This is a genomic window from Paenibacillus sp. sgz302148, from assembly GCF_056120465.1.
Map to the genome: position 1 here is coordinate 62,136 of NZ_JBVYOJ010000013.1, position 26,033 is coordinate 88,168.

Below are 26,033 nucleotides of genomic sequence, written 5' to 3' on the forward strand. Positions count from 1 at the left end.
ATTCGGTACAAATTCGGATGATATACTCCTCTCATTGAAGAGAGGAGAGAGAGCATGGGTTACTTGAGCAAGATAAGCTTAAAAAACGGCGTGGCGGTCATTATTTTATGTATTCTGGTGACTGTCCTCGGTCTTTATTCGACAACGACGATCAAGCAGCAAACGTTCCCCGACGTCAGCTTTCCTGCGGTGTTCGTGCAGGCGGTTTATCCCGGCGCATCGACGGAGGAAATTGAATCGGGCGTCACGAAGCCGATCGAGGATAGCTTGATGGGACTGCAAGGATACGATACGTTAACGAGTACGACGTCTGAAAATGCGGCGAGCATTTTTCTCCAATATCCGTTCGGCAAAGATATGGACAAGATTGCGACGGAAGTCGAAGCTGCGGTGGCCAAAGTTACGCTGCCAAGCAAAGCGACCGTTGCCGTCAAGCGACTTGCGGCAAATTCGATGCCGATCTACTCCGCGGCTGTTTTCTCCGCGAACAACGATCCCGAAGGACTGCAGAAGCAGCTGGAAGAAGAGATCGTCCCGAAGCTGCAGAAGCTCGAAGGCGTTAACTCGGTCGAGCTGCTTGGGACAACAACGGAACTTCTGAATATTGTCGTGGATAAAGAGAAAGCAAGCCAATACGGCATTTCGCTAAACGCGATCCAAAACGCGATTCAAGCGCTTAGCTACGCGGTTCCCCTTGGTACCGTCAATCAGGATGATACGACGATTCCGATTCGACTGGTCGGAAAAATCAACGGCATCGCGCAAATCGAAGATTTGAAGCTGCAAGCGGGCGGCGGACAAAATCCCGCCGGGCAAGCGCAAGGCCAGATGAATCAAGGCAAGGCGCAAGCCCGCGCCAATACGGGCCAAGGGAACGGCAATTTGGGCTCCGCGGCGCAATATACAGCCTCGCCTCCCGTGATCCCTGCCACTGTGAAGCTGTCCGATATCGCCGAGGTGAAGACCGTTTCGAAGCAGGACCAGATTTCGCGCTTCAACGGCAAAGAAAGCTTCGTCATTCAAGTCGTGAAAACGCAGGATGCGAACACGGCCGATGTCGCCGATGCGGTGAACGCTTTGCTTGCCGATTATGGGAGCAAGGCAGGCATGGATTTACACGTGATCAACGACCAGGGAGCGGCCATTAAGGAGTCCGTCTCCGGCCTTGTGCGCGAAGGATTGTTCGGCGCCTTGTTCTGCATATTGACGATTTTCCTGTTCCTGCGCAACGTGCGGGCGACGCTCATTTCCATTCTTTCGCTGCCGATTTCGGTTTTTGCGACGATCGCTTTATTGGATCAGATGGGGTTTACGCTCAACATCATGACCCTGGGCGGTATCGCGGTATCGATCGGTCGAATCGTCGACGACAGCATCGTCGTCATCGAGAACATCTACAGATGGCGCCAAGAGAAAGGAACCGAGCTGAGCGGCAAGGAGCTTGCCTATAAAGCGACCAAAGAAGTGATCAGCGCTGTCGGATCATCGACGCTTGCGATGGTGGTCGTGTTTCTCCCGCTCGCCTTCGTAACCGGCATTATCGGCGAGTTTTTCCGGCCGTTCGCCGTTGCGGTGTGCATCGCGATTCTGGTGTCGCTATTCGTTTCCATGATGCTCATCCCGGTGCTTGGCGCGAAATTTTTCAATAAAGTAAAGCCGCATCCGAAGGAAGGCGCTCTCGTTCGCGTTTACGAGCGGGTGCTGCGCGGCGCGCTGCGCCATAAAGCCACCGTGCTGATCGCGTCGATCGTTCTGCTCATCGGCTCGTTCGGTACGATCCCGCTGCTCGGCATCTCCTTCCTGCCGTCCGGGTCCGCGCCGGCGATTCAAATCGAACTCAGCTTGCCGGCCAAGGACGGGCTGGACCAAGTGAACAAAGCCAGCGAACAGGTCGACAACTATTTGGCGGCGGTTGAAGGGGTGGACAATTACCAACTGTCCATCGGCATGGGGGGAAGTGGCAGAAGAGGGCTCTCAGCAGGAACTCCCGCCAATAAAGCGACTTACACCGTGACGCTCAAAGAAGGAACCGATACAAACGCTTTAATCGACCGCGCGACCAAAGATATTACGGCTTCCGTTAACAAAATCGTTCCGAATACGGAGGTTGCCATCAAGGAATCGCAATCCCAGGGACCGCCATCCGGCAACAATATCGATGTCAGCCTGTATTCCGCCGATATGGAGGCATTAGCCAAGGCGGCAGGTCAAGTGGAAGCACTGATGAAGCAACGGGACGATTTGAAAAATATAACGAACAATTTGAATGATGTGACTCCGAAGTGGGAGCTGACGATCAATCAAGCGGGCAAAGACGCCGGCGTATCCTATCTTCAGGTCATGCAAGCCGTCAGCGAGCAATTGAGGCCGATCGATGCGGGCACTTATACGCTGGACAGCAAGGAATGGAACTTGACGCTTTCCTATAAGCAGCAAATCAACACCAAAGATCAACTCGAGAACGTGATCATCCCGACAATATCCGGCAAGAAGAAATTAGGCGAAATTGCCGATATTAGCGAAAGAACGGCGCCCATCTCCATTAACCATGACAGCGGCAAAACGTATGCCCAAGTTAGCGGAACGGTCAAAGGCTCGAATACGGCCGCGATCACGAAAGAAGTGCAGAAGGACATCGACGGCTTGACGCTTCCTGCCAATGTGGAAGTGAAATACGGCGGCGGACTGTCGATGATCAAAAGCGGATTCCAAAGCATCCTGCTAGCCATGGCCGGAGCGATCGGCCTCGTTTTCCTTGTCATGAGCGTTACGTTCGGCGGGTTGCGGACACCTCTGATCATTTTGTCTTCGTTATTATTTGTTCCGATCGGATCGTTTGGCGCCCTGCTGATTACCGGCCAATCGTTGTCCATGAGCTCGATGATCGGCATGCTGATGCTCGTCGGCATCGTCGTGACGAATGCGGTCGTCATGCTGGATCGCGTCGAACGGAACGCCAAGTCCGGCATGGAGCTGAAGGAAGCGATCATCGAGGCGTGCAAAACGCGGCTAAGACCGATACTGATGACCGCTTTCGCCACCATTTTGGCGCTGCTGCCGCTGGCGTTGTCTCACTCGACGACGAGCTTGATTTCCGGAGGCTTGGCAATCACGGTCATCGGCGGCTTAACGACTTCGACATTGTTGACGTTAGTTTTCGTGCCTACCCTTTATCTGTTGACGGGCAGAAAGCGCAAGTTTGTCGAAGAACATTTCTAAGCTGAATCGTGGCACGGCTGACTGAAGAGCCGCGCCTGCTAAGAATCGAATCTACTACGAAAATCCCCCTTGAACAGCCGATCGTTTGACCAATCGCATTCAAGGGGGATTTCATTTTTAACGTATAATCATCGTCCGTGGTCCGGACTTGCGGATCTCCTCGCTTACGTCGCCGAATTTCTCGAAGTTAGCGGAGAACCGCTCCGCAAGCATACCGGCCGCCCGATCGTATGCGGTCTGCTCCTTCCATGTGCTGCGCGGATTCAGCAGCTCGCTTGGCACGCCCTTCACCTGATCCGGTATCATCAGATTAAATACCGGGTCAGCCGTATAAGTCGCCTGTTCCAACGAGCCGTCGATCGCCGCGGAGACCATGGCCCGGGTGTACGCAAGGTTCATCCGCTTGCCTGTGCCGTAGCCGCCGCCGGACCATCCCGTGTTGACGAGATAGACACTCGCTCCATGCCGATCGATTTTATCGCCCAGCAGGTCGGCATATACTTTCGGCGCTTGCGGCAGGAACGGCGCCCCGAAGCAGGCGGAGAACGTCGCCTCCGGCTCCGTAATGCCGCGCTCGGTGCCCGCCAGCTTGGACGTATAGCCGGATAAGAAATAATACATCGCCTGTTCCTTCGTCAGCTTCGCGATGGGCGGCAGCACGCCGAAGGCGTCGGCCGTCAGGAACACGATCGTTTTCGGATGGCCGGCAATGCCGGGAATAACGGCGTTCGGAATATAGTCGATCGGGTACGCCGCTCTTGTATTTTCCGTCCGCGAGCCGTCACTGTAATCCGCAAGCCCGGTCGTTTCGTCGGCAACGACATTTTCAAGCACGGTGCCGTACCGGATCGAATCCCAAATTTGCGGCTCCTTCTCCTGCGATAATCCGATGGTCTTCGCGTAACAACCGCCCTCGAAATTAAAGACGCCCGTATCGGACCAGCCGTGCTCGTCATCGCCGATTAAACGGCGATCCGGGTCGGCGGATAACGTCGTTTTGCCCGTGCCGGACAAACCGAAGAATAAAGCAACATCGCCGCTTTCGCCGACATTGGCGGAGCAGTGCATCGGGAACACGCCCTTAAAGGGCAGCAAATAATTCAGAACGCTGAATATCGATTTTTTCATTTCGCCCGCATATTGCGTCCCGCCAATCAGGACGACTCTCTTCTCGAAGGAAACGATAATAAACGTTTCGGAGTTCGTCCCGTCCACGGCAGGATTGGCTTCCAGTCCAGGCAGCGCCATGACGGTGAATTCCGGTTTATGCGCCCCGAGCTCATCTTCCGTCGGACGTATAAACATCTGATGGACGAATAAATTATGCCAAGCATATTCGTTAACGACCCGAATCGGCATCCGGTATTGTACGTCCGCTCCGGCGAAACCGTCGAATACGAACAGCTCTTTATCGGCAGCATAAGCCAGCGCCCGCTGATATAGCTTGTCGAAGCGTTCAGGCGCAATCGGCTGATTGACGGTGCCCCAGGCTACATGATCGACAACCGATGAGTCCTTCACGATAAATCGATCCTTCGGCGAACGTCCCGTATATTGTCCGGTCGATACCAGCAGTCCCCCCGTCGACGAAAGACGGCCTTCGCCTCGCCGAATTGCGGCTTCAATCAGCTTCGGCACCGGCAAATTGACATGGATGTCCGAAGAGCCCGGAATAGCTGCCTGTATATCCTTTTTGCGTTCCAACCTAAGTTCCTCCATCTGCTTGCTCCTCCATCCGCTTGATCAATCATTCCAATAAGCCTTAAACTGCCACCGCATCTCTGGCCGCTTGCTTCGCTTTATCAACAACCAAATTCGCAAGACCGACGACTCTGCATGCATACGCCCATTCATTGTCGTACCAAGCCAGAACCTTGATCTGCCGGCCATGCTTCATGATCGACAAACCGTCAATGACGGCGGAATGCGAATTGCCGACAAAATCGGCGGAAACGAGCGGTTGCTCCGAATATCCGACATACCCGGCGAACTTCCCGGTAGCTGCGGCTTGGAAAACCTGCTTGATTTCCTCGATCGTCGCCTCGTTCTCGACCTCCACCGTCAAATCCACCAAGGACACGTCCTGCGTCGGCACGCGCAAGGATAATCCTTCGATATGGGGGGCAAGATGAGGAAGTACATCCTGAAGCGCCTTGCGCACGCCGGTTGTCGTCGGAATGATCGACTGCGTGCAAGCACGCGCTCTTCGCAAATCCTTGTGAGGATTGTCCAGCAGGTTCTGGTCGGACGTCACCGAATGAACGGTCGTCATCCAGCCGTTCCGCACTTGAAATGCGTCGTCCAAAATGTTCAGCACCGGCGCAACGCAGTTCGTCGTGCAAGATGCGGCGGACAATATACGATGCCGGTCCGGATCGTATTGCTTCTCGTTTACGCCCATTACGACCGTCAGGTCCATTTGCTTGCCCGGAGCCGTAATGATAACGGTCTCGGCACCTGCCGCCATATGCCGCTTGGCGCCTTCGCGGTCGTTGAATTTACCGGTGGCGTCCATCACCAGATCTACGCCCAGCTTCGCCCAAGGGATGAGCTCGGGCTCCCGTTGGCTGACGAATTCGATTAAGCGATCGTTAATTCGCAGTTTGCCGTCCTCTACACCGATGTCGGCATCCCATGTTCCGTGAACCGAATCATATTTCAGCAAATGCGCGATGGTCTCGACCGGATAGGTGCTGTTTACCGCCTTCAAATATTTCACGAGATGATCTGATTTGAACATGCTCCGGATTAATAACCGTCCAATACGTCCAGTACCGCTAATACCTATTCCTGTCATCGAAATCCCTCCTAGGTGTTCGAGAAATATGACTCACGTTTCTCTTTGATGATTGTATTATACTTATATATGATGTATTAATGCAAGTGTAAATCCTTGTATATGACGTATTATTTGAATTGTGATACGTCTATGTATCGTAATTCGGCAAAATAAGCCCTCGTCATCGTTCAGTATTCCCCCGATTTCCATTCATCCGATAAAATGTTCTCGGCCAAAATTTGTATGGGCCCGCTCGTACGATGAATGACCCTGCGAATACAAAAAGCACCCATTCCGCAGAATGGATGCTCCCTGTTGGATCATAAACATTTCCTTCTAAAAAAGCTGGCTACCGCTGCTCCAGCGCTTTCTTCGCAATTCGCTTGTACGCCATCCAATGCTCCGCATCGCTGGAGAAATAACCTTCCCCCACGATCGTTTCCAGGGCGCCTCTTAAACGCTGGACCTCATCCATTAAATATTGGATGTCGTCCACCGCCATGTGGCCGGAATCTGCGTAATGCTGCTTGGCGATGCGCTTGCGAATGACATCAATTCGGCTCATGGATTCCCCTCTTCACAGCGATGTTGTTAGCTGCCGAGCCCCCGCCGCGTTAGCCTGCGGAGCAATCTCGCGCCACTCGTTTCTGCCTCGGATGGTTCGGCAGTTCGTTCACGGAAATTATCAGCTCGTTTTTCTTCTTCGGCTTCTGCCAGTACTTCTCGCTGCCCGGCAAATCGTCGAACCACGCGGCATCCGCCGGACAATCGAGAATCATAAACTTCCCGTATTGGTCGTCCCTCGATTGATGGTATTTCAAATAAGCTTTGCCGTTTTCGATCGCGAGTATTTCGATTTTGCCCGACGTATGGCTCATCGACAATCGGACCCGCTTGCCAAGACCCGAGGTTCTGGCCTTCGCCTCTTCGACGAGACGGTAAACCCGTTCCAGCGGCAGGACAAAATCGCGGTTTCCGGCAACCGGACGGTTGATGAAAAAATAATATGGCGTTACGCCGGCCCACGAAAGCTTATCCAGCAATTCGCCGAGTACGGCGGCATTGTCGTTGATCCCCCGCAAAACGGGCGTTTGGTTCACGACGATAGCCCCGGCTTGATGCAGCGCATCAAACGCCCGCTTCGCTTCCGGCGTAATTTCCCGGGGGTGGTTGATGTGCGCCATCACATAAATGCGGCGGTCTACGCTGGAGTAAGCTCGAATCGCTTCCAGCAGCTCGTTGTCCTCGTAGATCCGCATCGGGTTGAACACCGGAATTTTCGAGCCTAACCGAATGATCTTCACATGGTCGATCGCTCTCAGCCTCTCGAATATGCCCTTCAGCTTCGCAGTCGAAAGGATCAGGCTGTCTCCGCCGGTCAGCAGAACATTGTTGATCTCCTTATGCTTCGCGATGTACTCCAGCCCCGGATCGACATTGGACATCGCTTCGCTGACGTCGTTGCGGAACAGCCTCTTGCGGAAGCAATACCGGCAGTACGCCCCGCATACTTCGGAGACGATTAATAAAGCGGTCGTTTTATATTTATGCTGACAACCGGGAACGACGTAATTCGTATCTTCGTCCGAAGCGTCCCATCTGCCGTATTCCGACAATTCGCCTTCATTCGGAATAATCAGCTTTTTGATCGGGTCGTTCGGATCGCTCCAATCGATCAGATTCAAGTAATAGTCGTTGACCCGGAACACGAATTTTTCGGTAATCTGTTTGAGCTTAATTCGGTCACGCTCGGGAATTTCGGTAATTTTGTCAATGTTCGTAATGTACTTTGGCTGCGCCATGCTTTCATCCTCCTTGAATGGTTATAGTGTCACGACTTCTTCAAGTGATATAAAGCGTGGATATCCCTCCTTTACGGATAGATCATAGTTGCGGGAAAAACAAAAATGACCCTGCATGCGGCGAAAGTCAAGACGCTATAAAGCATCCTGAAGATCGCTGCAATCGGGTCAATTGAACGCAAAAAGACCCGAATACACGGGTCAGCTAAAGTGTAATTGAACATGCAACTGTGACCCACCTACTGCTGACGAGGTTAGCTGTCGGGCTTGGGAAAGTGGTCCCCTACATGAATTCATGATTCGCCCCAAAAGAATGGTTCCCCCGCTTTCCGATTGAATAACCGGAAATTAAGCGTATTTTCATCTTACCGGAACATGGCATGGCAGTCAAGTGTTTGAGCGTGATTTGGGCCGAGCCAAAGGGGCCGCTTCATGTCGGCTGAAGGGGCGCCACACCGGCAAGGTCGGCTACCGGCTCTTGATGAGCAGCTCGACGGCTTGCGCGACCAGCTTGCTCGTATCGCCGCCCGCTTGCTGCTCTTCTAGGATGCATTGCTCCAAATTCACGGCGACGATGTACGCGATCGCTTTGTCGGATGCGCTTCTGACGGCGGACAATTGGCTGACGACATCTTTGCAGTTCGCTTCCTCGTCCATCATTTTGAGCACGCCGCGAATTTGACCTTCAATGCGCCGCAGCCGCCGTTTGACGTCTTCATCGTATTTCATGCCGGACCGACCTCCCTTCTCCGAATGCTCACCTTATATAAACAAGTTCACCTTGGCCTCCGCTGCATCGCCGAGATAAGCCGCGACTCCCGCGTATTCGATGCCGTCCAGCAGCTCTTCCTTTTGCAAGCCGAGCAAGTCCATCGTCATCGTGCACGCGACGAGCTTGACGTTCATCTCTTGTGCAAGCTCGATCAGCTGCGGCAGGCTAAGCGCATTATGCTTCTTCATCACGTGCCCGATCAGCTTCGGACCAACGCCGCCGAAGTTCATGCGGGACAAGCCCATCCGCTTCGCTCCTCTCGGCATCATCCTAGCGAACATCCGCTCGAGCCAGCCTTTCTTCACTTGCACAGGCTCGTCTTTGCGAAGCGCGTTCAGTCCCCAGAAGGTGAAGAAGATCGTCACCTCATGATCGTAAGCAGCCGCCCCGTTCGCGATAATAAAAGCGGCGATCGCTTTATCCATATCTCCGCTGAACAAAACAATGGTCGTTTTCTCTTTGTTCGTTTCCATCTTGGAGCAGTTTCCCCTTTCGATTATAGTACTTATACACGTAACCGTATATATTGCGCGCAAAAAAAACGATAGCTTGGCGGCCTGCTGGCCGTTGCGACAGGCCGCCGGCAGCGGATGAGCGCGTAATGCGCTTCGAATACAGGTTGTCCGTACAGGTTCCGGTCACGCTTTTCGCACGTAGAACACGTATACGCCATCGACCTCTTTGTGCTCCAGCATCTCGTGCTTCGTCTGGCGTACCCATGCCTGAAAATCGTTGACCGAGCCTTTGTCCGTCGCGAGCAGCTCCATGATTTCCCCCGATTGCAGCGAGTCCATGCCTTTCTTCGCTTTGACGATCGGCATCGGGCAAGCCAGTCCTTTGGCGTCTATCGTTACGTTTGCTTTCATACTCGTTCAGCCTCCTAATAGTGGTTATCGTTATTCATGATGATGAACGGCGCAGCGGTTCGGACCGATTTCCAGCTCTACGGCGCGTTCCGGCTCGACTTGAAGCTCTCCGCGATTGATCGCGATAATATCTTCGAAGTTCGGCGGCTTCTCCGTCGATGCAGCACCCGCAACCTGTTCCGTAAAGGCATCCCTGTCCTCGTTCCGCATGATGTCGTTGCGTTCCCGGATATCGCCAAGCGCTCTGCCGACGATGCCGTCGCCGTTCATTTCCGAGATGTCCGCATAATGCGCCGGCAGGACAAGCACGTCATCCGGCATCGTATTGATCCGGCGAAATACGGTATCGTACAAATCATGCGCCCATTCCTCGGCCTTGCCTCCAAGGTCGGGACGCCCCAATCCGCCGACAAAAATCGTATCCCCGGACATCAAATACTTCCCGTCAACCAGAAATGACGTCGAACCCGGCGTATGTCCCGGCGTGGGGAGCGCCAGTACTTCGACATCCACTTGGCCGATGCGGATGGAAGCGTGATTTTCGAGCGGCTCGTAGTTCAGATTCGTCCCTTTCACTTCTCCGGAGGAGATCAAGTAGACGGCTCCTGTTCGCGCGGCCAGCGCGGCTCCGCCCGATATATGATCGGCGTGCAAATGCGAATCGACCACATGGGAGATCATGAACCGATGCTGCTCGGCTAACCGGATATACTCTTCAATCCGATGGCTCGGGTCGATAATCATCGCTTGACCGCCCGATATGACGGCATAGGATAGACAGCCCTTGGACAGCCGATTGATTTGCAGCACTTGAACCTTTTCGTTCGCGGCAACCTCCATCGGAACATAGAATTGGCTCCATGCCAGCATGCCGTCCAGGAGTACCGCGGCGCGGTAACCTTTCGCATCCAACATTTCGGCTACGAATTGCGCCGATCCGCCTTTGGCGCAAACAACGACCATTTCTTCATCCTTCGGCAGCGGCTCCAGTACCGCTTTGTCCTCCTCGAGGAATGAAAAATACGGAATGTTGACGGAGCGCACTTGATGACCTTCGATTTTCCAGTTGGCGAAATCTTCTTCGTTGCGTACGTCCAGAATGAACGCGCCGCCGGTGCCATTGATAAGCTGATGCAGCTCCCGCGCGTTGATTTGCCTTATTGCCATCGGTAACTCCTCCTTGGTTTTAAAATCTTACTTCGCAACAGACCCGCTTGCGGATCAATTCTGATCCATCGGTCCGTTCCACTGCGACATGCCGGGCAACACGTTGCTTACATGCTTAAAGCCTTTCTCCGCTAGAAGCTGACAAGCCATATCGCTTCGGTTGCCCGTGCGGCATACGACATAATAGTGGTGCTCCGGATCCAGCTTGCCGCACTGCGCCTCCAGTTGGCCCAGCGGGATCGATATCGCGCCGGGAATGTGGCCGAACGCATATTCCGCGGGTTCGCGCACATCGAGGACAAGAATGTTAGCGTCACGGCCGTGGGCCTCCTCATTGGAGACTGTGTGCGGAAATTTACGTTCTTCCCTCATCTCCTCGGCTTCCGCCTTGCGTATATAATGCCGGAACACGCCGTCTGTCTCGATCAGTCCGATATACTCGTGTCCCGTCCGTCCGGCCCAGCTTTTCAAATCGGCCACCGAGCCTTTATCCGTCGCCCTAACTTCAAGTACATGGCCCGGCTGCATTTCGTCGATCGCCTTCTTCGTGCGGACGACCGGCAGCGGGCACGCGAGCCCTTCGCATACCAACGTTTGATTTGCTTGTAATGATGTCATTTTGATTTCCTCCCGTTTATAAAATGAATCGTTTCATCCCATCAGAATATCCCACCAAATCTTCACTACGGTTGCCGTGATTAGCAGCACTAGGATCCATTGCAGCACCTTCGTATTGAGCCTTTTGCTGATATGCGCCCCGATCGGCGAAGCGATTACGCTCGCCACGATCATTGCGGCGGCCGGAATGAGCAGCAAATGCCCGCCCATAACTTTACCAACGGTGGAACCGATGGAGGAGACGAACGTGATGGCAAGCGACGAAGCGATAGCGACCCGTGTCGGAATTTTCAAGACGACCAGCATGATCGGTACCGTAATGAATGCTCCCGCAGCGCCGACGATGCCGGACAAAATCCCGACAATCGACGCGGCCGCAACCGCGGTCCATCGATTGAAGGAAATCCACGTCAGTTCTCCGCTTACAAGCTCGTCTCCCTTCTTTGGCATAAACATCATGAACGCCGCGATTAGCGCCAACACGGCGTAAGTCATATTAATCGCCCCATTGGGAAGGTATTGCGAACCGAAGGCGCCGATGAAGCTGCCAAGCAGAATGGGAATGCCCATCGATAAGACAAGCGGCAGATGAATGTACTTTCCTTTCCGAAAAGCAAGCATGCCGGCCAGCGTTGCGAAGAATACCTGCACCGCGCTAACCGCGGAAACTTCTTGCGCGCTAAAAGCGATAAAGCCGAGCGCGGGCGGAATATATAGCAGCATCGGATATTTGATGATCGAACCGCCGATACCGACTATGCCGGAGATCAGTGAACCGACAAACCCGATGAGAAACAGCGTGACGATAAAACTCCAATCCAACGCGTTTACCTCCTTTCCGGGATCCATTCAATACGTATACCCCTATGGGTATATTGAAACTATATTCGATTGCGCAAATGTTTGTCAAACCCATTTTTTTGCACGGCGACATTTCTCGATTTCTTAATTTTTGCCGCTGAATTCTTAACGATTATTAAGGAAAAATCACCCATTGTTAAGTGGACGCTGCCCGGACAACCGCCTTACGATAAGGAGGTACATCACATAGAGACAGTAACCAGATTAGGAGAGAGAGGATGGAACCATCGTGTTGAAACGAATGGCTCTCGCTTTGACGGCGGGAACGTTGGCATTAACGCTAAGCGCCTGCGGCTTGTTCGGAGGCAAGGATAAGCAGGTGTCGCAAAAGGAAAATAATCAGAAAGCTACGGTGAAGGTATCTTATTGGGACGAGCAGTCGTTCATGCAAAAATACGGCTACATGTTCATGGCGAAATTTCCGAACATTGACGTAGAGGTTGTTTCGACGCGCATGATGTATCAGGAGAACGGCGGAGATAAAAATTCCACCCAGCTGCTGCGGGAATTTGTCGAGAAAGAACAGGTGGATTTGTTCATGCTTCGCCCCGATGAACTGAACCTTTTGTCGGCGGACGGGTTCCTGTACGAGCTGGACCCTGTCATCGCCGAAGACGGCTACGATATGTCATCGATCCAGCCGGCGATCGCGGAATATTTGAAGCTGAAAGGGAACGGCAAGCTGTATGGCTTAGCTCCGACCTTCGACAGCAAAGCGTTGTTCATCAATAAAGATTTGTTCGACAAAAACGGGATCGAATACCCTAAGGATAAAGCGAACTGGGAGGATATTGTCCAGCTTGCGCAGCGATTTCCGACAGGCGGCGACCCCAAAACGCGTGTATATGGCTATGCCGCCCAGGAATACGAAAGCGATCCTTTTTCGTTCATGCAGAAGGTTGCCCTCGACAGCGGTCTGAAACTGCAGACCAAAGGGAAAGCAACGGTGCAGACGCCGTCCTGGAAAAGAATTGTCGAGCTTGTTGCGAATGCCTATAAGAGCGGATCGATCTATCAGGCCGACATGAACACCGACATGATGAGCGAGGAGGAATGGCTGCTGCGCGATCCTTTTGTGGCGGGACGCTCAGCATTAACGCTCGGCGATACATACATGCTGTCTAAATTGAATCAGGCCGCATCCGTGCTGAAAGACCGGAAGTTCAACTGGGAGATCATTCCCGCTCCGCAAGGCATCGATGCGGCACAGGGAACGAACTTCTCGCTGAACGAGCTGTTCGCGATTCGCGCGAAGTCGCCGAATGCACGCGCGGCATGGGAGCTGCTGAAATATATGGCCGGAGACGAAATCGCCCGCGTGCAATCGAAAGTGCCGACGACCCTCTGGGCGCGTTCGGGCTACCAGAAGCTGAAGGACGGTAAAACGCTCGATGCGTTCTATGAATTGACCTATAATCCAAGCGAGGTGCCGGAAGGCGAGGACAAATTTGCTGCGGTCAACTACATGGTACAGGGGCCGTTTAATGTAGAGTTCAAAGAAATCATCGCGGGCACGAAAGGCGTGGACCAGGCGTTAGCCGCCATGGAGAAAGCGACGTTCGAGCAAATCGACACCTTGAAGCAGAAGGAAAATAAACCTGCGGCCCCATAAGCAGCGGGGCACGCGCTAGAGCGCCAAGCCATGAAGCACGACCGGCTTGGCGCCCTTGCTTGTCTCAAATTTGCTCGCCATCCCCTGATTCGCCTGCGTCATGGACGACCTCAACCTCCATCTGCCGCAAACTCCCCCGTCCCCCGGTCGATGGGGTCTTCTTCAATCAGAAAAAACATGCTGAATTTCAGAAACGAATTTCTGATCTTCGTTGAACTCTGCCAACAAAACATGACCATTCAGAAATTATTTTCTTCTTTTAGCCAAAACTTTCTGAATTTCAGCCAAAAGTTTCTGAATACCAGCATTTGAGTCAATTAGGACTGTAAACTTAGAAAAAACATTCTGAATTTCAGAAATAAATTTCTGACCCGTACATATTACGTCATATATGCGAAAAAGCCCCGGAAAGCAACTTCTCCTTTCCAGGGCCTTACATCAGGCCGGCGCCGGCCGCTAATCACGGTCGATATAAAAATTGCGGTCAATTAATCTAATCAAAAGTCGCCGCCGGAAGCGACATACGAGTCGATCATGGCGATGATTTGATTGCTGAGATCGAACGCGTTGCCGACCGACTGCCGCTTGGCGAAATATTCGGCCGCATTGTCTCTCGACAGCATCCCGCTCAGGAAATCAAGCTGGTTGTTGGTCAAGACGATGACCGATAGATTCTGCGCCGGGTAATACGTCAGCTGCGCCTGGAAGCCGATGTCGTCTCCCGTGTGGAACACTTTCGCCGGACCGTGCCGTTCATCGATTTCCCAGCCGTAGCCGTGCTTGAAGAGCAGCGTTTTCTCCATGCGGCCTGCAGTTTCCGGCTTCAGGATCGTCCCGTCGTGCAGAGCTTCCATGAACTTGGCTAAATCGCCTGTTGTCGTGACCAAGGCTCCGTACGACATGTTCTCTTCGTTTAACTCCTTGGCCGTTGCGGCATGCTCCACATGCGGCTTGGCGAGATCCGGCGCGTCCTTGGCGGTTAAGGTCGAGCGTTTCATGCCTGTCGGATCAAATATCTGCTTCCGCACGAAATCGGCATAAGATTCCCCGGTTATCTTTTCAATGATAAGACCAAGCAACAAATAGTTCGTGTTGATGTACTGCTCGTTCGTCCCCGGCTCAAAAGCTAACGGAAGTCCGCTGACCAAATCGATTTGCTCCGAAATTTTCACCGTACGGGAAGCGACCTCAAGCAGATCCTCCCTCTTCAGCGCCCCGCCTTTCTCGAGGGCCTTCCGTTGAACGAGCACATCCGTATAGTTTGCAAGTCCCGACGTATGCGACAGCAGATGCTTGATCTTGATCGGTTTCCAGGCCGCGATATCCGGGAAGTACTTGGCGATCGAATCTTCGATGGACAGCTTCCCTTCCTCCTCCAGCTTGGCAATGGCGACGGCCGTCAAAATTTTGGTCAGCGAAGCCGCCTTATATTGCGTTTGCTCCGTGTTGGGAAGAGACTTTGCATCATCGGCCAGCCCGTAACTCCCGGCAAAGATCGTTTTTCCCGCCTGAGTGATCAGAACCGAGCCCCTGAAATCTTTGTTTTCCGCATACTGTTCGATGTAAGCATATAGGTTATGCTTGAACGGCATATTCGTCGTGCGCAGATTAACTTTTTCCTCGGATCGATCCCACGATAATCTCCCGCCGAGCTGCTCGGCCAAGCTCCGGAGCGGCAAGCGGACGACGCCGTTCGAATCTTGCGTCACCGCCGTCTCGAGCGGAACAACCTTCCCGTTAACTTGGGCTGCGGCAGAGCCGATTTCCAATTCGACAAGACCGGCTTCGCTCGCAACGGCGATCTTCTTGCTTGAAGGGATGTGTACGACGCTCAGTCCGAATACGGCCGCAAAATCTTGTAACGACACAATCGTGATTCCCTGGCGAATCGTCGGAGCATAAGACGACGGCCACTCTCCTCCGTTTAGTGCGATCCCCGCCTCAATCGGATTCTCCACCGCCGACGCGAACGCGCTGCCGGACGACATGACGAGCGGCAAACAAATCGCGGCCGCCACAATGCTTTTTTTGAACATGCAAGATTCTCTCCTTTAATCTCTTTCTCATGTGCCTTTCTCTTCTAAGCTAGCAAAAAAAAGTCATCGTGGCGTAGTGACTTCCGGTCATAAAAAAGTCATCCGGGCACACGAAAAAGACGTGAGGAACAATCCTCACGCCTTCACATCATATGACCCGCCCGGGTTACCCAAGCTTCTTCTGTGCCCGCACAAAAACGGGAACCGCGCAGTGGACGACCGTGCCGCGGTCCGCGCTTGACTTAATTTTCAGCGTTCCGTTCACATTGGCCATCCGCTCCGACATCGATTGAAGCCCGAAGCCATGGGTCAAGCTTTCATTCCCTTTGCCGTTGTCCTCAATCCATAGGCCGACCTGCTCTCTCTCGAACGCAAGCTTCACTCGCACGGCGGATGCCATGCCATGCTTCTTCGCATTCGTCAGCGATTCCTGCATGCAGCGGATGAGCGCGATGCGAACCTGCTCCGAAACCGGATATTCGTCGCCTGCGGTTTCCATCGTTACTTGGGTACCCGTATGCAAAGCGAACTCGCTTCCGATCTGGGAGAGGCTCGAAGCAAGCGACTGCTCGTCCTTGTCCGGCGCGATTTGGTGTATGTGTCTTCGCACCTCGTCGAGACCGCCCCGCGTCACGTTCAACAGCTCGCGCAGGCTTTTTTTCGCTTCGTCCGGCGATAGATCGATCAAATAATAAACCGCGTCCATCCCCGTAATCGTCGTCGTAAACGTATGCCCGACCGTATCGTGCAAATCCCGCGACAGCCGGTTCCGCTCCTCCAGCAGCGTCAGCTTCTCGATCTGCTTGGCGTATACTTCCAGCGTTTGATTTTGCTGCTGGATGATGCCATACATGCCGTTGATTTTTTGATAGGAGGTCACCAGCTTTTGAAAGCAGAAGCCGAAACCGTACAACACAGCCAAATTGGCCATTTGATCGAGTAACTGATCGAGCGGCAGATCGGGAAATCCGCCCGCCACCACGATCGGATAAATTCCGATGGCAACAAGCGCCCACAGCGCGTGCCAACCCATGGCGAAATATCCGAGCGTCAGCACAGGGACATGAAAGAAGGAGAAGATCGTGTCGTTCGCCGGAATGATCATATACAGCGCCCCGGTGATGAGCAGCTCGGCGATAACCGGGATGTACCGCGGGACCCGTCTGAACAGGTAAAGGGCAAAAGGCACGCAGCATGAAAGGACGTAGCCCGCTACTCCGACAGCCAGAACAGGACTTGCGCCGATGCTATAGTGAAGACTTACGATGCCTAACACGCCCCATATCGCGCGTATGCCGAAAACTACATAGTCGAACCAATGCCGCGGTTGATTGAGCAAAGCCAAGAGGGTCACAGCCTTTTTTGTCGTTTACTGTAAGTATAACGGATGCCCCCTTGGCAAATCTACGCTATTATTCGACAACCTCATCGATTTCGGTCGATAGTTTTTTAATCAGCTTATCCAACTTTTTGTCGTCCGGGTGCTCAAGCTCCGCTTCTTCGCCGATGTCGTCCAGCAAGGCCGCGATCGCCTGGCTCTTCTCCAGCACCTCGTCGCTCCCTTTCCACTTCATGAGCCCCGGGTCCAAATTGTTAATAAAGTCCGTTTCCTTCTTCATCGCTTCCACCGTCTCGGCAAAGTCTGTGGCATCGGCTTCGATTCTGGCATCCTGCAGCCGATCGTTTAATTTGTCCAGCTGTTTCATCGATTTGTCGATATCCTTCACGTAGTTAACCGTTGCGCAGCCGCTAGAAAGGATGGTAATGAGGATAAGCAACAAAAAACCGTATAAACGATATTTTGTAAACAAAATGTACACCTCCGATTGAGCGTTAGATAAGGTTAGACGCGAACGTCGCGTTTCGTGAAGACGCCGCAGGATACGGCATGGAACAGGACGAAGTATACGGCCAGCACCGCGACCGAGAAGCCTAACGTCATGCCCGGTAGTGGCGAATTCCCGTCCAAATACGGCGTCAGGTCGGTATTGGCGAACAGGATGTATTTCGCCCACTCATATTTTGCGACAAGCATAGTCAGGGGCTGCCCCAGGAACAGGAACAACATCGACAGCGCAATAGCCAGCGAGCTGCTGCGGAACACCGCCGACAGCATAAAGGCGAACGTTGCAATCATGAGCAAGTTGACCGATTTCAGCAGGTATGTCCCCAGGACATGCAGGCCCATTGAACCTTCTTGCACTTGGCCGTCCTTCACGGAGAGGTAAATGTCTCCCGTGCCGCCGAAGCCGTGGACAAAGCCGCCGATGAGGGTTGATCCGGCAAACGTCAGCGCCAGCATCAGCACGCCAAAGATCAATACGGCTGCGTATTTGGCGAGCAGAATTTGAATTCGGCTGACCGGCCGTATGAGCAGCAGCTTCACGGTGCCCCAAGTAAATTCGGAGGCGACGATATCGGAAGCGATGATGACGACGAACAAGGTGGCGACTTGAATGACGGGCAGCCATTCGGACACGACGGACCACATCGATTTCATCGGCGCGATGCCGTGCTCCAGGCGGTAATTGTTGAGCTCGATCGAATCCTTGATTTGCTGCTTGGCCTTATCCGGCAAAACCGACGCCTCTTCCAGCGCTGCCTGGGATTCTTTATTTTCCTCGATGAGAGCCGAGCGCCAGTCGCCGGAATCGCCTCCGAACTGAACGAAAGCGAGTGGCAGCAGGATCGCAATCAATTGCAATGCGAAAAGCACCCACGTTCGCGCTCTCCTGTAAATTTTCATATTTTCATTCGCTACGAGCCTGATCATTGAATGCTTCCTCCCGTCATTTCCAAAAACTTGTCTTCCAGCGACTTGCTCCGTTTGGCGATGCCGTACACCTGAATGTCTTCATGGACAAGCCGTTTGTTCAATTCGGCGACCTGATCCATGCCGAGCAAGACGAGGAACCCGTCCTCCGTAAGCTCCGCTTCCGCCCCGGCAAAATGCGCCAAGACGCAGCGCAAGGCGTCCTTCGGGCGATTGACCTGAAAGGCTACCGCCGTATGCGTTTCCTTCGTCAGCTGGGCGACCTCTTGAATCTCGATCAGCTCGCCGTGCTGGATAATCGCGACCCGATCGCACATGAGCTCCATCTCCGACAGCAGATGGCTCGATACGATGACCGCGATGCCTTCCTCATGAGACAGCTTCTTCAGATAGTCCCGCAGCTCCTTGATGCCGGCCGGGTCGAGACCGTTCGTCGGCTCATCCAGAATGAGAACCGAAGGGTTGTGCAGAAGCGCTTGCGCCACGCCCAGCCGTTGGCGCATGCCGAGCGAATACGTCTTCACCTTGTCCTGGATCCGGTTTTCCAGGCCGACAAGCTTAACGACCTCGTCGATCCTAGCTTTCGTTATGCCCGGAATCATGCGGGCGAAATGAACAAGATTGCGATAGCCCGACAAAAATTTGTACAGCTCCGGGTTTTCGACGATGGCCCCGACATGCTTCATCGCCTTGCTGGGCTCCTTGGCCACGCTCGTCCCTTGTATCGCAATGTCGCCGCCCGATATCGACATCAAGCCGACCATCATCCGGATCGTCGTTGTTTTGCCCGCGCCGTTCGGTCCGAGAAATCCGAAAACTTCGCCCGGGTACACGTCAAAGGTCAAGCCTTTCACGATGTCTTTTCCCCGGATCGTTTTCCTCACTTGGTTCAGACGCAGAATCGGGTCCTTTTTTTCATGCATCGCCATTCGTTATACTGCCTCCCGTTTGTATGATCGTTATGAATGTACCGAAAAAAAGTCATGAGGACGGAGTGACTTTCGGCTAATAATCGTATGACTATCCGCGCCGCGTAACCAAATATTCGCCTCCGTCATGCGGTCGTCGTAGTCATGCCCGGGGGTGAAGCGAACCGTTCCTTGAGCGATCTGCGCGTATGGATCAGCATGACGGGCACCAATTGATCCGTCCGCCGATCGATCCGCTCTTTGCCTTCCGGATGGAGGACGGCGAGCAGCAGCCGCAAATACCGGGTCGACGTCCACTCGAACACCTTGGACCGAATGCGCTGCTGCTCGAAGCCAAGCCCGTGCGTAAGGCCGCGGTGAAGCAGCGTGACGCCGATCAGCGCTTTCACTTGCACGAATTCGCCCCGCCGGTCAAGCGCAGCATGTATTTCCCCCAAGGCGTCGCGCAGCGAGCGCGCGATGCGCAGCGCCGCGCGGTCCGACCCGCCGGCATGAAGATGCTCCAGCACCTTCGCATTGTCCAGATGGAGCTCGGCAATCCAATCGCCGCGCCGGATACACGTGCCGTCCTCACACACGATGTTATCTCCCCGATGCTTCTTCACCATCACCTTGCATATCCCATATTGCATCGTATGGAGGCTGCTCCAGCGCGCCATGACGCCAAACGCCCCTTCCCACGCCATCCATACGGTTCGCATCATTTTTTTGCCCGCGGTTCCCAACATCACGCAGTCATCCCTTCCGTTTCCCATGATTCCGCACCAAATCGTGCCTTCTGGTATACACTTTAGCGAAATAAGGTCATGATGACGCAGTGCCATTCGGCTAGAAATCGGTCACATGACGATATGACTGCGATCACCTTCGGGCGATCGGGCACAGCAAAAAAATCCCGCTTCATCCGATGAGCTGCATCGGGGCGGGATTAGCCGGTGTATATTATTGGATCGCAGCTTCGCGTTTCTCTGCATGGCCCCGGTTCAGCTTGAGGCCCAAGATCGCGATGATCGTCAGCATGATCAGCGTATTCGCGAGCCCGTTCTCGAAGCCGCCCGCTCCCCCGCTGATCCACTCATTCGGGCCGAATTCAATCTTAACGAGGCGATCGGCTTCTCCGAACAATCGATTGAAACTATTCCAGGCAAAATGCATGCCGATCGGCAGCCATAACGAACCCGTCAGTTCCCGAAGCAAAGCAAGGAATATCCCTGCCAATACCAGATTGAGCAATTCGAAGGGGTGCGACAATACATCGTGTCCCAAGGAATGGCTGACCGCAAACGGAACGGACGAAACGACAATCGCCGCCCATGGCCCGTAGCTTGTCTTGACCATGCTCTGAATATAACCTCTGAACAATATTTCTTCGGAAAACGTATCGCATAGAGCCAAAAATATGCCGACCGCCAGCGCTGTCAAGATTGTCGCCTGGGCGTCGTACGAAACGATGCTCGCCTCGCCGACGCAATATACCGCGATGATCGTGACCATCATGAGCAAGATGCCGTAAAAGAAACCTTTCGCCGATAATAAAACTCTCCCCGGCCCTTGCAAGCCGAGCGGCCATTCGCGGTCCCGCTTGAAGACCGCCAGCATGATCGCCGTAGCGCCGAGAATGACGAACAACGATTTGGGGCCGTTCGTCAGATACACCAATTGTTCCGGCAACTGATCCGGATCCGGCATAATAACGGTCAACATGAGATTAAAGATGATACCTAAGACGATACAAATACCAAACGCTAAAACTATTTTCCCTGCCACTTGCAAAGCTTTCAAAAAAAACGCCTCCCGTAAATCTGTTATCGTATTCAGCTCGTATGGCCGTTGATTACAGTGTACGGGGCAAAAGTCACAAGCGATCAGTGCCGTTTGGTCACAATGCGGATTCGTGACTCTTCTTCAAAATCCCGGCGTCCCTTGCTTTTTGCGTGGCTTCGAGCCGGCCCTTCACGTTCAATTTCGAATAAATGTTCGAAATGTAGTTCTTTACCGTCCCTTCGCTCAAAAACAGAGCTTCCGCGATCTCCTGGTTGCGCAGACCAAGCGCCAGCTTCTTCAGTACGGCGATTTCCCGGTCGCTGAGCCCGGATCCGAATGATTTGATCCGGGCCCTGTTCTCGCCTGCCGAATCCCGATCATGACTGCCTTGTCCTTCTTCCGTTTGGCCGGCTGTCTTGGGCATGCTCAACTGCCGGATGAAGTCCGAGGCCATTTCTTGCGAAATCAATGTTCCGCCCGCATGAACGACACGGATTCCCGCAATGAGATTTTTGGGGTTGATCGCTTTCAATAAATACCCTTCGGCGCCGCCCGCCAAAGCCGCCATGACATAATCGACCTCTTTGTACGAAGTGAGCATAATGATTTTGACGGAAGGGAACTTTGCCTTGATCGCCTTCGTTGCTTGCACGCCGTCTTGGTTCGGCATATGGATGTCCATCAAGACGACATCCGGAAGCTCGCGCTCGCAATAACGAGCCGCTTCCTCGCCGTCCTTGGCGAGGCCGACCACCTTGATATCGTCCTCCATATCCAGCACGATGCTTAAGCTTTCGAGAATCAATTCCTGGTCGTCCGCTATCACTATTTTGATCATGAGACTTGTTCTCCTCTTATCGGTAATTGACATTTGACTTCGGTTCCTTGCGGGCGAACGGACGCGATCTGGAATCGCCCGGACAGCTGCTCCACGCGCTCCTTCATGGAAGCCAGACCAAATCCGAAGACGATTTGCTTGTTTCCGAGTCCGTTATCGAGAATCGTCATGGACACGTCATGCGGCGAATAGTTCATGCGTACCCGGATCTCGGAAGCTTTCCCGTGCTTGACCGCGTTGGTGAACGATTCCTGGATAACCCGGATCAGCGTTTGCCTCACCCGGTTTCCCATTTCCTCTTCGGATCCGGAAATTTGCAGATCGATTGCCGTGCCCGTATATTCTTGAAAGCTACGGATCAGCTTCTGGAGCTGGTCCAAGAACGTTTCCTCCTCCTGTTCGCCCATGGCGTGGACGAGGTTTCTCATTTCATGCAGATTCGTTTCGGTCAAATCCCTTAATCGAAGCAGCTTTTCCTTGGCCGCTACGGGCTTGTTGTCCATCGTAAGAATGGCCGCATCAAGCCCCATGATGAAGGAAATATAAGAATGCCCGAGCGTGTCGTGCAAATCTTTGGACATCCGGTTGCGTTCCTCGAGCAGCGTCATTCGTTCGATCTGCTTCGCGTATTGGGTCAGCAGCCTGTTCTGTTGTTCGATCTCCCGAATCAGCTCGTTATTTTCACGGTACGCATCGGCGATAAAGCCGACCCACAGTCCGATGCCAAAAAAGAGCAGCTCATCCGCGACCAAACCGGCGACGTCTTGGAACGGGATGCCGCCCAGCGCCGAACTGACGAAGGACAGCGACAGCAATATCGGCGACAAAATAAGCATTTTCCGTGGCAACAGGTAGCCGACGGTAAGGATCGGAATGAGAAAAAAGTTGGTCCCTTCCCCCGTGAGCGTCAGCAAATAAACGTACAAAGACCCGCCGATTGCGGCCTCGGAAAGGCAAAACAATTGTTTGTTGGCAGCAAGGCGAGGAACCCAGAACGTGCATGGGACGACATACGCGGCGGCGACCCATATGACGGTCAACACGATCGATGCGTCGAACTGCTCATTGCGCAGAAGCTGCAAAAGGTACACGATATACCAATAGGACCGGAGGCCGAATATTCCCCAGTCCATCAAATCATAAACTTTCTTCATCCTACCCCCGCTCCCGCCTTGTGAAATACCAGAATCCGCCCGAGCCCCCGTAAGGCTAACCCGCATGATGGGCGATCACCAGGTCGGTCAACGCAATCTTTAAATTGTTCAAGCTATAAAATCGTGTTAATTCAAGGTTGTTATTCACACGTATGGCTATTTATTGTTTGATAAAGATAATGCTGGACAAAAATAAGAGGATTCCGACAGTCCAGCCTGCCGTTGGCGCATATTCGACGGTGTCTTTGAGTGCAAATCCGAGCATGACGGATATGATGGCCAGCATAAGAACAACAATGATTCCGCGGCGTTTGTTCATCCTTCGCTCCTCCTCGGTTGATATGGTTCGGTACCGGTTAGCGATACGTCACATATTTGTTCCTGCTATCTTGAGTGAACGTTCTTCTTCTCCAGATCACCATCGTTAACGCGAGATAACATAGGCCGACGACAATGCTCATATCACCGCTGATATACTTGGATGCTTCGGCGTGGTTGACGGTAATATAGCCTAAAATGATCCAGACGAGATTGTGCGTCGTATGCAGCATCGACGACGTCCATACGCTGCCGGTACGAAGGCGCAATTCACCGATCACGGGCGCGAGGAACATCGTGCTCAGTACGGTCAGGGGCAGGATCAACCACAGATTTTCTCCTGCGTGGTACGCGTTCGTATTGAGGATGAGTGGGAAGTGCCATACCCCATGGATGACGCCGTTCAGCAGCATCGCTGGTTTACGGTTCATGGATTTCAGCATGACGGGCAGCAAGTAGCCGCGCCATCCCAACTCTTCGCCCATCGATTGCGTGAGCGTCGCTTTTACATACGTAAACACAAGCACCAGCGGAAGATAGGCCCAGCTTACGCCTTCGAAGCTTTCGCCGACGACAATGGAGGACAAGCCGGTAGCCCATACGATGCCGAAGCTGAGGGCAAGCGGGATCGCAGGCACGACCAAAGCGAACAACCAACCCCGGAGACCGAGCTTGTGGAGGCCGAGCATGGCCCAGCCCGCCTTGGTATATCCGTCCCGGGTGACGACCAGCATCATGATCAGGACGGCGATCGTCGGCGTCATCATATACCAAAAGGTGTCAATGCCGGAGATGTAGCTGAAGCTCAAAGCAAGGAGAAGCACAAGTACGGTAAATGCAATTGCTTTCGTCGAATCTTTCATGGAGGAAAACATGTTAATCTAGCACCTCATCTATTGTTTAGTCGCGGCATTTTGCGGCCGCATCCCTAAGGTACAGAAAAAAAGTCACATGCAGTAGTGACTTACGTGGTGTAAAAGTCATGATATCGACGCACATCTTCAACATGACTTTGTAAGCCTCAGAAAGTCACTATGCGACTATGACTTTTTTTCGGTATCATAGAATTACAACAATTGAAGAGCAGGGAGGGAAAAAGCGACAATGCAAGAAATCAAAATCATGATCGTCGAAGATCAGGAGATTATCCGCAAGAGCTTGGGGATCGTACTTAATCTCAACGCCGATATTAACGTAGTCGGAACGGCGGAGAACGGCGCGGTTGCCGTGGAAATGGCCGCGCAGCTTCTGCCGGACGTTATCCTGATGGACGTGCAAATGCCCGTCATGGACGGCGTCGAGGCGACGGAACGGATCAAGAAAAGTTACCCGGACGTGAAGGTCATTATGCTGACCACGTTCCAGGATGCGGACGTCGTATCCGGGGCGCTGCACGCCGGCGCGGAAGGCTATATTCTGAAAGCGATCGATCCGATGGATCTGGCCGCGGCGCTTCGACTCGTCCATCGCGGTGAAACGATGATTTCCCAGGAGGTGGCGAAAGCGTTATTTACCCGTTCGTCGTCGACGACAGGGGCTTTCGTGAAGGAGTCGGATTACGGGTTGACGGACCGGGAGACGCAAGTGCTGAAATGCATCTCCGACGGACTCGCTAACCGCGACATTGCCGAGAAGCTGTTTCTTTCGGAGGGAACCGTGAAAAATTATATTTCCAATATTTATTCGAAGTTGAATGTGCAGAATCGCGCGTCCGCGATGAAGAAGGCGACGGAGGAAAAGCTGTTTTAATAAATATACGTTTGCAGGAATATTCCTTTTGTGGTATATATAAATTATGGAGGGAGGAACGAAAGTGGGTCAAAATCCGCGAAGGACAAAACGGCCCGACTACGACATGTTGTCCAAACTTCTTGTTCAAGCATCCGGTTCTCCCTAAGAGATTCCTATATGAAGTTCATGACGATGAGGAGGTATTATCATGTCCGACAATCAAGTAACCGGTAACGAATTGGTCATTACCCGCGTCTTCGACGCCCCGCGCGAGCTCGTATTCAAAGCTTGGACCGAGCCGGAGCGCCTGCAAAAATGGTGGGGGCCCAAAGGCTTCGCACTCGAAATCGTCAAGCTGGATCTTCGTCCGGGCGGGATGTTCCTTGGCAGCCAGCGCTCTCCCGAGGGGCACGTCATGTGGGGCAAGTTCGTTTATCGCGAAATTATCGCGCCGGAGAAGCTAGTGTTCGTCCAATCGTTCTCCGATGAGGAGGGCAATACGATCCGGGCTCCTTTCAGTCCGGTTTGGCCGCTCGAAATTATCAATAACCTGACACTGGAGGAGCAGGACGGCAAAACGTTGCTCACGTTTCGGGGCGGCCCGATCAACGCTACGGAAGAGGAACGGCAAGCCTTCGAGGGGATGCGGCCGATGGTGCAGCAAGGCTTCGGCGGCACGTTCGATCAGCTCGACGCTTACTTGGCGGGGAGTCAATCCTAATACGTCACAGCCAACGAAAAAACATCGCGGTTTGCGCGATGTTTTTTCGTTTTGGGCAAATAAGCCAAGATCA

Annotated in this window: 25 protein-coding genes and 1 riboswitch; of the genes, 4 read left to right on the forward strand and 21 right to left on the reverse strand. The window is 53.2% G+C overall.

Annotated elements, in window-relative coordinates:
* Positions 1-54: 54 nt before the first annotated feature.
* Positions 55-3,219: an efflux RND transporter permease subunit gene (locus AC0LWM_RS19700; protein WP_474676702.1), complete on the forward strand. Its 3,165-nt coding sequence runs from the start codon at positions 55-57 to the stop codon at positions 3,217-3,219.
* Between the two features lie 117 nt (positions 3,220-3,336).
* Here AC0LWM_RS19700 and pckA read toward each other — a convergent pair whose 3' ends face one another.
* The 10 genes from pckA to AC0LWM_RS19750 all read right to left on the reverse strand — a co-directional run bounded on the left by pckA (position 3,337) and on the right by AC0LWM_RS19750 (position 12,045).
* A complete protein-coding gene (gene pckA / locus AC0LWM_RS19705) occupies positions 3,337-4,938 on the reverse strand; it encodes a phosphoenolpyruvate carboxykinase (ATP) (protein WP_474676703.1) in 1,602 nt (533 codons plus the stop codon).
* Between the two features lie 43 nt (positions 4,939-4,981).
* Positions 4,982-6,016 (reverse strand): type I glyceraldehyde-3-phosphate dehydrogenase, encoded by a 1,035-nt coding sequence (gap, locus tag AC0LWM_RS19710; RefSeq protein ID WP_474676704.1) that lies wholly within the window; start codon positions 6,014-6,016, stop codon positions 4,982-4,984.
* Between the two features lie 331 nt (positions 6,017-6,347).
* On the reverse strand, positions 6,348-6,563 hold the full coding sequence (locus AC0LWM_RS19715) for a hypothetical protein (protein ID WP_474676705.1): 216 nt from the start codon (positions 6,561-6,563) through the stop codon (positions 6,348-6,350).
* Positions 6,564-6,612: 49 nt separating this feature from the next.
* Positions 6,613-7,800: a KamA family radical SAM protein gene (locus AC0LWM_RS19720; protein ID WP_474676706.1), complete on the reverse strand. Its 1,188-nt coding sequence runs from the start codon at positions 7,798-7,800 to the stop codon at positions 6,613-6,615.
* 229 nt (positions 7,801-8,029) lie between these two features.
* A riboswitch (cyclic di-AMP (ydaO/yuaA leader) is annotated at positions 8,030-8,165 on the reverse strand.
* 103 nt (positions 8,166-8,268) lie between these two features.
* Positions 8,269-8,529 (reverse strand): metal-sensitive transcriptional regulator, encoded by a 261-nt coding sequence (locus AC0LWM_RS19725; RefSeq protein WP_474676707.1) that lies wholly within the window; start codon positions 8,527-8,529, stop codon positions 8,269-8,271.
* Positions 8,530-8,562: 33 nt separating this feature from the next.
* The gene (locus AC0LWM_RS19730) at positions 8,563-9,045 is read right to left on the reverse strand and encodes a DsrE/DsrF/DrsH-like family protein (RefSeq protein WP_474676708.1); all 483 of its coding nucleotides are present in this window, start codon (positions 9,043-9,045) and stop codon (positions 8,563-8,565) included.
* A gap of 165 nt (positions 9,046-9,210) precedes the next feature.
* Entirely contained in the window at positions 9,211-9,438 is a 228-nt protein-coding gene (locus AC0LWM_RS19735; protein WP_474676709.1) for a sulfurtransferase TusA family protein, read from the reverse strand.
* 30 nt (positions 9,439-9,468) lie between these two features.
* Positions 9,469-10,605 carry an MBL fold metallo-hydrolase gene (locus tag AC0LWM_RS19740; protein ID WP_474676710.1) on the reverse strand — a complete coding sequence of 379 codons (1,137 nt, stop codon included), beginning with the start codon at positions 10,603-10,605 and terminating at the stop codon, positions 9,469-9,471.
* Between the two features lie 54 nt (positions 10,606-10,659).
* Positions 10,660-11,223 carry a sulfurtransferase TusA family protein gene (locus tag AC0LWM_RS19745; protein WP_474676711.1) on the reverse strand — a complete coding sequence of 188 codons (564 nt, stop codon included), beginning with the start codon at positions 11,221-11,223 and terminating at the stop codon, positions 10,660-10,662.
* Positions 11,224-11,256: 33 nt separating this feature from the next.
* A complete protein-coding gene (locus AC0LWM_RS19750) occupies positions 11,257-12,045 on the reverse strand; it encodes a sulfite exporter TauE/SafE family protein (protein ID WP_474676712.1) in 789 nt (262 codons plus the stop codon).
* A gap of 268 nt (positions 12,046-12,313) precedes the next feature.
* Between AC0LWM_RS19750 and AC0LWM_RS19755 the strand changes: the two genes are divergently transcribed.
* Entirely contained in the window at positions 12,314-13,696 is a 1,383-nt protein-coding gene (locus AC0LWM_RS19755) for an ABC transporter substrate-binding protein (protein WP_474676713.1), read from the forward strand.
* A gap of 497 nt (positions 13,697-14,193) precedes the next feature.
* Here AC0LWM_RS19755 and AC0LWM_RS19760 read toward each other — a convergent pair whose 3' ends face one another.
* The 11 genes from AC0LWM_RS19760 to AC0LWM_RS19810 all read right to left on the reverse strand — a co-directional run bounded on the left by AC0LWM_RS19760 (position 14,194) and on the right by AC0LWM_RS19810 (position 24,383).
* Positions 14,194-15,732: a serine hydrolase domain-containing protein gene (locus tag AC0LWM_RS19760; protein WP_474676714.1), complete on the reverse strand. Its 1,539-nt coding sequence runs from the start codon at positions 15,730-15,732 to the stop codon at positions 14,194-14,196.
* 166 nt (positions 15,733-15,898) lie between these two features.
* Positions 15,899-17,077 carry a sensor histidine kinase gene (locus AC0LWM_RS19765; RefSeq protein WP_474676715.1) on the reverse strand — a complete coding sequence of 393 codons (1,179 nt, stop codon included), beginning with the start codon at positions 17,075-17,077 and terminating at the stop codon, positions 15,899-15,901.
* A gap of 67 nt (positions 17,078-17,144) precedes the next feature.
* Positions 17,145-17,543: a hypothetical protein gene (locus AC0LWM_RS19770; protein ID WP_474676716.1), complete on the reverse strand. Its 399-nt coding sequence runs from the start codon at positions 17,541-17,543 to the stop codon at positions 17,145-17,147.
* Between the two features lie 32 nt (positions 17,544-17,575).
* Complete coding sequence (locus tag AC0LWM_RS19775) at positions 17,576-18,505, reverse strand: ABC transporter permease (protein WP_474676717.1); 930 nt, start codon at positions 18,503-18,505, stop codon at positions 17,576-17,578.
* Positions 18,502-19,428 carry an ABC transporter ATP-binding protein gene (locus AC0LWM_RS19780; RefSeq protein WP_474676829.1) on the reverse strand — a complete coding sequence of 309 codons (927 nt, stop codon included), beginning with the start codon at positions 19,426-19,428 and terminating at the stop codon, positions 18,502-18,504. The genes AC0LWM_RS19775 and AC0LWM_RS19780 overlap by 4 nt, the downstream gene beginning before the upstream one ends.
* A 131-nt stretch (positions 19,429-19,559) precedes the next feature.
* Positions 19,560-20,162, reverse strand: coding sequence for a YkoP family protein (locus AC0LWM_RS19785; protein WP_474676718.1), 603 nt, complete (start codon positions 20,160-20,162; stop codon positions 19,560-19,562).
* 214 nt (positions 20,163-20,376) lie between these two features.
* A complete protein-coding gene (locus AC0LWM_RS19790) occupies positions 20,377-21,216 on the reverse strand; it encodes a CPBP family intramembrane glutamic endopeptidase (RefSeq protein ID WP_474676719.1) in 840 nt (279 codons plus the stop codon).
* 97 nt (positions 21,217-21,313) lie between these two features.
* Positions 21,314-22,036: a response regulator transcription factor gene (locus AC0LWM_RS19795; RefSeq protein WP_474676720.1), complete on the reverse strand. Its 723-nt coding sequence runs from the start codon at positions 22,034-22,036 to the stop codon at positions 21,314-21,316.
* On the reverse strand, positions 22,033-23,190 hold the full coding sequence (locus tag AC0LWM_RS19800; protein ID WP_474676721.1) for a sensor histidine kinase: 1,158 nt from the start codon (positions 23,188-23,190) through the stop codon (positions 22,033-22,035). Before AC0LWM_RS19800 ends, AC0LWM_RS19795 begins: the two co-directional genes overlap by 4 nt.
* A gap of 160 nt (positions 23,191-23,350) precedes the next feature.
* On the reverse strand, positions 23,351-23,509 hold the full coding sequence (locus AC0LWM_RS19805) for a hypothetical protein (protein ID WP_474676722.1): 159 nt from the start codon (positions 23,507-23,509) through the stop codon (positions 23,351-23,353).
* Positions 23,510-23,546: 37 nt separating this feature from the next.
* Positions 23,547-24,383, reverse strand: coding sequence for a CPBP family glutamic-type intramembrane protease (locus AC0LWM_RS19810; RefSeq protein ID WP_474676723.1), 837 nt, complete (start codon positions 24,381-24,383; stop codon positions 23,547-23,549).
* Positions 24,384-24,612: 229 nt separating this feature from the next.
* Between AC0LWM_RS19810 and AC0LWM_RS19815 the strand changes: the two genes are divergently transcribed.
* Together AC0LWM_RS19815 and AC0LWM_RS19820 are read left to right on the forward strand one after the other, a co-directional pair.
* Positions 24,613-25,257, forward strand: coding sequence for a response regulator transcription factor (locus AC0LWM_RS19815; protein ID WP_474676724.1), 645 nt, complete (start codon positions 24,613-24,615; stop codon positions 25,255-25,257).
* Positions 25,258-25,447: 190 nt separating this feature from the next.
* Positions 25,448-25,960, forward strand: a complete 513-nt coding sequence (locus AC0LWM_RS19820; protein ID WP_474676725.1) for an SRPBCC family protein — start codon at positions 25,448-25,450, stop codon at positions 25,958-25,960.
* The last annotated feature ends 73 nt before the right edge of the window (positions 25,961-26,033 follow it).